The organism is Pseudoduganella sp. OTU4001 (assembly GCF_038440195.1).
Taxonomy (GTDB): domain Bacteria; phylum Pseudomonadota; class Gammaproteobacteria; order Burkholderiales; family Burkholderiaceae_D; genus Rugamonas.
On record NZ_JASATG010000012.1, the window covers coordinates 133,015 to 140,405 of the forward strand.

Here is a 7,391-nt window from a genome sequence, read left to right on the forward strand (position 1 = left end):
TACCGGAGTTCGTCATGAAGCTGAGCCTGCCTTTCCTGCTGTCCTTTGTAGCCGCCTCGGCAGGCGCCGCACAGCTGACCGAAACCGAAACCCGCTGGCTGCAGGCCGGCTCTCCCGTGCTGGCATACGCCAAGCAGGAACTCAAACTCCCGATCGATATTGTGGTCCAGCCGCAGGCCGGTCCGAATGACGTGCCGCTGGCCATGGGCTTTGCCGATGGCCGTTGCAAGCTGGTATTTTCCATGCGCGGCAATCCGCAGGCGGAAGAGGTGCTGGCCGGCGTACCGGCCGCGCAACAGAAAGTCCTGATCGAGGCGATGACCGCGCACGAGGTCGGCCACTGCTGGCGCCAGGCGCAGGGCAGCTGGCATGCCTTGCCGGCGGGCTTTGTCGATGCCCCGCAAGAGCAGCTGGCCAGTCCGGAGTTGCAGGAATTGTCGAAGCAGATGCGCGATACGCGCCGCGAGGAAGCTTTCTCCGACCTGGTGGCGCTGGCCTGGACCCAGCGTGCCAACGCGGCGCAATACGGCCAGGTGCACGCCTGGCTGATGCAAGTGCGCCAGCCGGTGGCGCACGGTTCGCACAACACGCGTGCCTGGCTGCAACTGGCCAGCAATGGCGCTGTGTTCGATAGCGAACATAACCCCTTCGAGCAGGCGCACCTGCTGTGGGGCAAGGGCTTGCGGAAAGACGATCAATAGCCCGACTGTGTTCGGTCGCGCACAGAAGTTAGTCCCGGCAGGGCGTTTAATCGCCAATGCCAACCATCCTAAAGGGGACTAACCATGAAGAAAATCCTGTGTATTTCGCTGGCTGCCCTGTTCAGTTCGTCGATGGCATTTGCTGCCGCCGATAATGACGCCTATAAGGCTGCGAAAGACAAAGCTGAATCGGACTACAAAGCGGCGAAAGATGCTTGCAAGAGCTTGAAGGGCAACGCCGAGGACGTCTGCAAGGAAGAAGCCAAGGTAGCGGAAGCGCGCGCTATTTTGGATGCGACCACAATGCACCAGAACACGGCTAAGGATGTTGATAAAGCGCGCCGCAAGCTGGCCGATGCCGAGTACGACCTGGCCAAAGAACGTTGCGACGATATGAGTGGTTCCGCCAAGTCGGCCTGCAAGAGCGACGCCAAGTCGGCGCATAAGACCGCGCTGGCGAATCGCGGCACCACCGCGACCGGCACCGTGGCTGCAGCAGCGCAGAATACGCGCGACGCCACCGCCAATGCTGCGCAGAATACGCGCGAAGCTGGCCGGGACCTGGCCGATACAGCGCGCGACAAGACTTCCGATACCCGCACCGCTATGTCGGACACCATGATCACCACCAAGGTGAAGGCTGAAATGGCGGCCGATCCGCTGGTCAAGGCGATGGACGTCCACGTGGAAACCCAGAAGGGCATCGTGATGCTGAGCGGCTTTGTGCCTTCGAAGGCGGAGGCTGACAAGGCTGTCGAACTGGCACGCAAGGTGGAGGGCGTGCAGGAAGTGAAATCTTCTATCCAGATCAAGAAATAAGCGGCGCTTTGGCGCCGATGGAGGGCCGGCCTTTGTGCCGGCTTTTCTTTTTCTTGCTTTTATGATGATCATCATTTATATTGGCTTACATGATAGCCGACACTTTCTCCCAGCGGTTGCAACGCCGCGGCATCCACTACGCGTGGGTCATCGTTGCCTTGACCTTCCTCACGGCGCTGACGTCGTCGGCGGCCCTCGGTTTGCCGGGGGCGCTGCTGCAGCCGCTCTCCAAAGAGTTCGGCTGGGGCGTCGACCAGATTTCGTCCGCGCTGGCGGTGCGCTTTGCTTTGTTCGGGCTGATGGGGCCTTTTGCGGCGATCCTGATGGAGCGCTTCGGCTTGCGCAATGTGATGGTGACGGCGCTGGGGCTGATCACCGCCGGCTCGCTGCTGGCGCTGGGGATGACGCAGTTCTGGCAGCTGGTGCTGCTGTGGGGTGTGATGCTGGGCGTTGGCTCGGGCATGACGGCGCTGGTGCTTAGCGCGGTGGTTTCCACGCGGTGGTTTGAAACCCGTAGAGGGCTGGTGGTGGGCGTGCTCACTGCGAGTTCGGCAACGGGGCAGTTGATCTTTCTGCCGGTTGGCGCCTGGCTGGTTGAGAACTTCGGTTGGCGCATGGCGGTGCTGCCGGTGCTGGTCGCTTGCGCGCTGGTCGCGGTGGCCGTGTTCGCGCTGATGCGCAACCGGCCGGCGGATGTGGGGCTCGCGCCGTTCGGGGCGTCCGACGCCGCGCAGGCCGCCACCGCTGCGGCGCAGCCGGCGACAAAGCTTGGCTTCGCGACGCCGTTCCGGGTGCTGCGCGAGGCATCCGGCAGCCCTGTGTTCTGGCTGTTGGCGGGCAGCTTCTTCATCTGCGGCCTGAGTACGAATGGCCTGATCCAGACCCACTTCATTTCCCTGTGCGGCGATGCGGGCCTCGGCCCGGTGCCGGCGGCGTCGGTGCTGGCGATGATGGGGGCCTTCGACCTGGTTGGCACTATCCTGTCCGGCTGGCTGTCGGACCGTTATGACAACCGCAAACTGCTGTTCTGGTACTACAGCCTGCGCGGCCTGTCGCTGCTGTGGCTTCCGTATTCCGAATTCACGCTGTATGGCCTGTCCGTCTTCGCGATGTTTTATGGCCTGGACTGGATCGCCACCGTGCCGCCGACCGTGCGCCTGGCCGCCACCACCTTCGGCAAGGAGAAAGCCGGCATGGTATTCGGCTGGGTGTTCGCGGCACACCAGCTGGGCGCCGCAGTCGCGGCCTTCGGCGCCGGCCAGGTGCGCACGCTGCTGCTGACGTATAACCCGGCCCTGTTCGCGGCAGGCGCCGCCTGCCTGGTGGCGGCGTTGATGGTGCTGGCGATCCGCCTGCGCCCGGCCGCCGCAGCGGCGCCGGCAGCCGCCAGCGCGGCCTGAGTGGTATGCTTGCCCTTCTACTAACTAAGGAGGAGGGCAGCAGTGACGAAGTCGATCGAAGAACGCCTGGCAACGCTTGAACAGGAAAACGCGAGCCTGCGCAAACGCATCACGCGCCAGAACGCGGCATGGCTATTCAGCGTGCTGGCCCTGGTGGGCGGCGTGGCGGTGGCCGGCGTGGCAGTGAAGGACGCGGTCTTCAACAGCATCAAGGCCAGGGAAGTGGTCGTGGTCGATGCCAAGGGCACGGTGCGCGCGCGTATCGGCGGCGACGTGCCGGATGCCGTCATGGCGGGCGGCCGCGTCTCCAAGCGCGGCGACAAGGCTGCCGGCATGATCATTTACGATTCGGAAGGCATTGAGCGCGGCGGCTACGTCACCACCGACACGGAAAGCAACGCCATGATCACGCTCGATTCCAAGTACCGCATGGCAGCCATCCTGGTGGCAGGCCCGGACGCGAGCCAGACCAGCGCGATGTCGCTGATCACCAAGGACAGCATGCTCGACTTACGCGCCGACGCAAACGGCTCGCGCATGACGATGACCGACAAGGACGGCGTGAAGTTCCAGCAGCCGGCGATTGCGGCGCTGTCGCCGGCAACGTGCGGCGGGTTCAGGGAAATCGAGAAGAAGGAACCGGGCAAGCGCTGGTGCCAGAAACGCTACACCGATGCCGCTTGCCAGGCCTGCCTGGAAGGCAGTAATTAAGCCATGGAGAGGATGGCCAGGCTGACGCCGATGCCGGCGAACCACACCAGCGTGCGCAGCGTGGCCAGGTTGCTGATGTAGATCGCGCTGTAGATCACGCGAATCAGGACAAACACCATCGCAAGAATGTCGATACGGTCCTGGTTCGCGTGCGCCTGCTGCGCGAGGATGACGGCTGCAATGAACAGCGGCAGTGCTTCAAAGCCGTTCTGGTGAGCGGCGATTGCGCGCTTGGCCCAGCCAGCCTGGCGGCCAGCCCATTCGCGCGGGCTGGCATTGTCGTAGTGGTCTTTGCCCTTGAACGAAGCCACTTTCGGCATCAGTGCTACCGCCATTGGCAGAATGCAGGCTGCTGCGATGCACCAGTTTGCAAGCGTCATCTAGATCATCTCCTTTTATTTGAGGTATTTGGCGAGCCAGCCATGCACCTCGTTGTAGAAGTAGCGGCTGTTCTCACCTTTCAGTACCCAGTGGTTTTCGTCCGGGAATACTACCAGTTTGCTTGGCGTATTCAAACGCTGCTGGGCCGCGAAGTTCATCAATGCGTTGTTGACCGGCACACGGTAATCCAGCTCGCCCACGGTAATCAGGATCGGCGTCTTGAAGCCGGTGCCTTTGGCGTGGTTCCCGCCTTGCATGATCGGGCTTTGCTCGCGCCATACCGGCAAGTCGCTCCACACCGGGCCGCCGCCGTTCACTTCACGGCCGTAGATGCTGTCGCTGGTACCCCACTGCATGACCAGGTCCATCTCGCCGGCGTGCGACACGATGGCCTTGTAGCGGGTGGTGGTGGCCTGCAGCCAGTTGGCCAGGTGGCCGCCGTAGCTGGCGCCGCCTGCTGCCAGTTTGCTGCCGTCGATGAATGGGTACTTTTTGATCGCTTCATCCACCGCCCAGTTGATTTCATCGCCTGGGCCTTTCAGCGGGTCGTGCTGGATCGAGCGGGCGAATTCTTCGCCGTAGCCGGTGGAGCCTTTGTAGTCGGTCAGCAGCACCACGTAGCCAGGCTTGGCGAGAAGGTGGTAGTTCCAGCGCAGTACGAACTGGTCGCGCCACATATTGGCTGCGCCGCCGTGGATCACCGCGAACAGCGGATACTTCTTGTTCGGGTCGAAGCCGGCCGGCTTGACGATCATATTGTGGATCTGGCGGCCGTCCGGGGTCTTGTACCAGAAGTGCTCAGGCGCCTGCCAGTCGATGGCGGCGGCCTTGTCGACGTTGAAGCTGGTCAGCCGCTTCGGTGTGCCGTTGAAGGAATAGATCTCCGGCGGATTGATGGCCGATTCCCACACGCCTACCAGCGCCTTGCCGCCGGAGTTCAGCGAATTGATGGAGCCGTTCGGCAGCGAAGGCTCTTCGCGCTTGTCGCCGCCGGCGTAGTTCATCGAGTAGATCTTCTCCAGGCCTGCGTGCTCGAAGGAATAGAACACGCGCTTGCCGTCGGCTGGGGTGGCGATGCGCGAGATCGAGCGGTCCAGGTCCTGGGTCAGGATCTTGGGTTGTGCGCTGGTGAACGGCCAGGCAAAGCTGGCGACGCGGGTCACGTCGTACACCTTGTTCGGCGCTTCCTCTTCGGTCAGTGCGAACAGGGTCTTGCCGTCCGGCGCAAAGCGCAGGTCGTGGTAGCTGCGTACGTCCCGGGTCAGCTGGGCCGGTTCGCCGCCGCTGGCCGGCACGCTGTAGATCTGGGTGAAGGTCGATGCGCGCGCGGCTTCGTGGCGGTTGGTCGATACGGCGAATACCACGCCCTTGCCATCCGGCGTCCAGACGGCGTTCAGCGATTGGCCTTCGTCGCCCTGGCTGCCGCCAAAGCCAGGCAGCTCGGCCAGCTTGCTGCCGGCCAGGATGTCGCGCGGCTTGGCCTCAGGCTGCGCGTCCATCACGAACAGGCGCACCTTTTTGTCGTCCAGCCATTTGTCGAAGAAGCGCGGTGGGAAGGACTCGTAGGCGCGCGCGCTGTACTTGCGGTCCTTGCGTTCCTTGGCGGCTTTCTTTACGCCTTCCTCGTCGGTGTTGCCTGGGTAGATTTCGCTGACGAACAGGATCTGCTTGCCGTCCGGGCTCCACTTCGGCACGCGTGCGCCCAGCGTCAGGCTGGTCATGCGCTGCGCCTCGCCGCCGTTGGCCACGTCCAGGCGATAGATCTGCGGCGCGTCGTCGCCTTCACGCTTGGCCACGAACAGCAGGAAGCGGCTGTCCGGCGACCAGGCGTGGGCCGATTCGCCGCCCTTGCTGAAAGTCAGGCGGCGCGGGGCGCTGTCGTCGGCCAGGGACTTGATCCAGATATCGGACCATTGCTCCTTGCTGTCATAGGCAGGGTCGGTCACCGAGAATACGGCCCACTTGCCGTCCGGACTTGGCTGCGGCGCGCCGACGCGCTTCATCAGCCACACGTCTTCGTGGGTGATGGCGTGCTTGGCCGGTTCAACCGCGGCCGCCTGGGCCAGGCTGGCGCTGACGCTCAGGATCAGCAGGGAAGTGAGCTTGGGAAGGGTAGTTGCAATCATTGCACTGGCTTCGTGGAGTCAATGGAAACGACGATGGTGCGGAATTGCGCGGCCCCTGTCAACGCACTGTTACCTGCCTGTTACAAAGCGTTCAGGCACGCGGCAGGCGGCCCAGCCAGGGGCGCTGCACGGTGTATTTCGGCACCGCCGTGGCGGAGGCGCGTTCCACGCTCAGTAAGTGGCGCCGCAGCAGCAGGGCGATGGCGCGTTGGGCTGTAATTTTTGACAAGCCTGTTTCGAGCGCGATGGTGGCATAGCTGGCCTGCAGCGGGCGCTTGCCGGCGCTGCGCCACAGGTAAAGGTAGACGATGTAGGCGGCCGGCGATCGTTCGTGGCCGACTAGGTCGGGCATCAGGACGTCCACAAAATACGGGTCGAAGTCCATATTGTCATAAAGAGTATAGTCATAGAGAGTGTAGCAGGGCGCTACGGCGTGCCACAATCCGGGCATCACTTTTGACGGAGCTTTGCCATGATCACCCACATCAAATTTGTCAGTATTCCAACCCGCGACCAGGATGCGGCCCTGGCTTTTTATACCGAGAAGCTGGGCTTCCGCGTCATCACCGACCAGCCCTTCGACGACAAGCAGCGCTGGATCGAGATGCGTGTCGGTTCCTCCGATACGCGCTTTGTGCTGTTCACGCCGGATGGGCAGGAGGACCGCATCGGCGGCTTCTTCAACGGCTCGCTGGCCTGCGATGACGTGCAGGCGACCTACCGCCAGCTCAAGGGGCGCGGCGTGGAGTTTGTGTCCGAGCCGCAGAAGCAGCCCTGGGGCGAGTTTGCGATCATGAAGGATCCGGACGGGAACCAGTTTGTGTTGTCTTCTTCCTAAGCGTTGCGCAGGGGCGTGGTAGACTCGCGCCCCATGAATTCCGTCCTCGCACTCAAACTTTTCCTCGTTCCTTCCCTGATTTATGGCGTGACGCTGGCAGGCCGCCGCTGGGGGCCTGCGGTTGCGGGCTGGCTGTCGGCCTTCCCGGTCGTGGCCGGGCCGATCCTGCTGGCGATATCGCTGGAGCAGGGCGCCGCTTTCGCCGCCACCGCTGCCGAAGGCACGCTGATGGCGGTGCTGGCGATTATTGTCTTCAGCCTGACCTATGCCTGGGCTTCCGGCCGCTGGCATGTGGCCGGCGCCATGACGCTGGCGCTGGCGGCGTGGGGGCTCGCCGTGGCGGGCTTGCAGTCGGTACGCCCGTCGCTGCCGCTGGCGGCCTTGCTGGTGATTGCCGCGCTGGTGGTCGCGCCGC

The 7,391-nt window shown here is 63.4% G+C and carries 8 protein-coding genes and 1 pseudogene; 6 read left to right on the forward strand and 3 right to left on the reverse strand.

Annotated elements, in window-relative coordinates:
- The first annotated feature begins 14 nt into the window (after positions 1–14).
- The 4 genes from AAHE99_RS13555 to AAHE99_RS13570 all read left to right on the forward strand — a co-directional run bounded on the left by AAHE99_RS13555 (position 15) and on the right by AAHE99_RS13570 (position 3,631).
- Positions 15–701, forward strand: coding sequence for a hypothetical protein (locus AAHE99_RS13555; protein WP_342117874.1), 687 nt, complete (start codon positions 15–17; stop codon positions 699–701).
- 84 nt (positions 702–785) lie between these two features.
- Positions 786–1,520: a BON domain-containing protein gene (locus tag AAHE99_RS13560; RefSeq protein WP_342117875.1), complete on the forward strand. Its 735-nt coding sequence runs from the start codon at positions 786–788 to the stop codon at positions 1,518–1,520.
- 89 nt (positions 1,521–1,609) lie between these two features.
- Entirely contained in the window at positions 1,610–2,920 is a 1,311-nt protein-coding gene (locus tag AAHE99_RS13565; RefSeq protein ID WP_342117876.1) for an MFS transporter, read from the forward strand.
- Between the two features lie 42 nt (positions 2,921–2,962).
- Positions 2,963–3,631, forward strand: a complete 669-nt coding sequence (locus tag AAHE99_RS13570; protein WP_342117877.1) for a hypothetical protein — start codon at positions 2,963–2,965, stop codon at positions 3,629–3,631.
- Here AAHE99_RS13570 and AAHE99_RS13575 read toward each other — a convergent pair.
- From AAHE99_RS13575 to AAHE99_RS13585, 3 genes are all read right to left on the reverse strand, one after another.
- Positions 3,628–4,011, reverse strand: a complete 384-nt coding sequence (locus AAHE99_RS13575; RefSeq protein WP_342117878.1) for an MAPEG family protein — start codon at positions 4,009–4,011, stop codon at positions 3,628–3,630. The genes AAHE99_RS13570 and AAHE99_RS13575 overlap by 4 nt on opposite strands.
- A gap of 15 nt (positions 4,012–4,026) precedes the next feature.
- Positions 4,027–6,138 carry a S9 family peptidase gene (locus tag AAHE99_RS13580; protein ID WP_342117879.1) on the reverse strand — a complete coding sequence of 704 codons (2,112 nt, stop codon included), beginning with the start codon at positions 6,136–6,138 and terminating at the stop codon, positions 4,027–4,029.
- 91 nt (positions 6,139–6,229) lie between these two features.
- Positions 6,230–6,490 (reverse strand): hypothetical protein, encoded by a 261-nt coding sequence (locus AAHE99_RS13585; RefSeq protein WP_342117880.1) that lies wholly within the window; start codon positions 6,488–6,490, stop codon positions 6,230–6,232.
- A gap of 120 nt (positions 6,491–6,610) precedes the next feature.
- On the opposite strand from AAHE99_RS13585, the gene AAHE99_RS13590 reads away from it, so the two are divergent.
- Positions 6,611–6,976 carry a VOC family protein gene (locus tag AAHE99_RS13590; RefSeq protein WP_342117881.1) on the forward strand — a complete coding sequence of 122 codons (366 nt, stop codon included), beginning with the start codon at positions 6,611–6,613 and terminating at the stop codon, positions 6,974–6,976.
- Between the two features lie 33 nt (positions 6,977–7,009).
- Positions 7,010–7,391 (forward strand): annotated as a pseudogene (locus AAHE99_RS13595) (hypothetical protein); the annotation flags it as partial.

Bases quoted from the DNA above. Each gene is read 5' to 3' on its own strand.
- AAHE99_RS13555 (WP_342117874.1), top strand. From the start codon at position 15: ATGAAGCTGAGCCTGCCTTTCCTGCTGTCCTTTGTAGCCGCCTCGGCA.
- AAHE99_RS13560 (WP_342117875.1), top strand. From the start codon at position 786: ATGAAGAAAATCCTGTGTATTTCGCTGGCTGCCCTGTTCAGTTCGTCG.
- AAHE99_RS13565 (WP_342117876.1), top strand. From the start codon at position 1,610: ATGATAGCCGACACTTTCTCCCAGCGGTTGCAACGCCGCGGCATCCAC.
- AAHE99_RS13575 (WP_342117878.1), bottom strand. From the start codon at position 4,011: ATGACGCTTGCAAACTGGTGCATCGCAGCAGCCTGCATTCTGCCAATG.
- AAHE99_RS13580 (WP_342117879.1), bottom strand. From the start codon at position 6,138: ATGATTGCAACTACCCTTCCCAAGCTCACTTCCCTGCTGATCCTGAGC.
- AAHE99_RS13585 (WP_342117880.1), bottom strand. From the start codon at position 6,490: ATGCCCGACCTAGTCGGCCACGAACGATCGCCGGCCGCCTACATCGTC.
- AAHE99_RS13590 (WP_342117881.1), top strand. From the start codon at position 6,611: ATGATCACCCACATCAAATTTGTCAGTATTCCAACCCGCGACCAGGAT.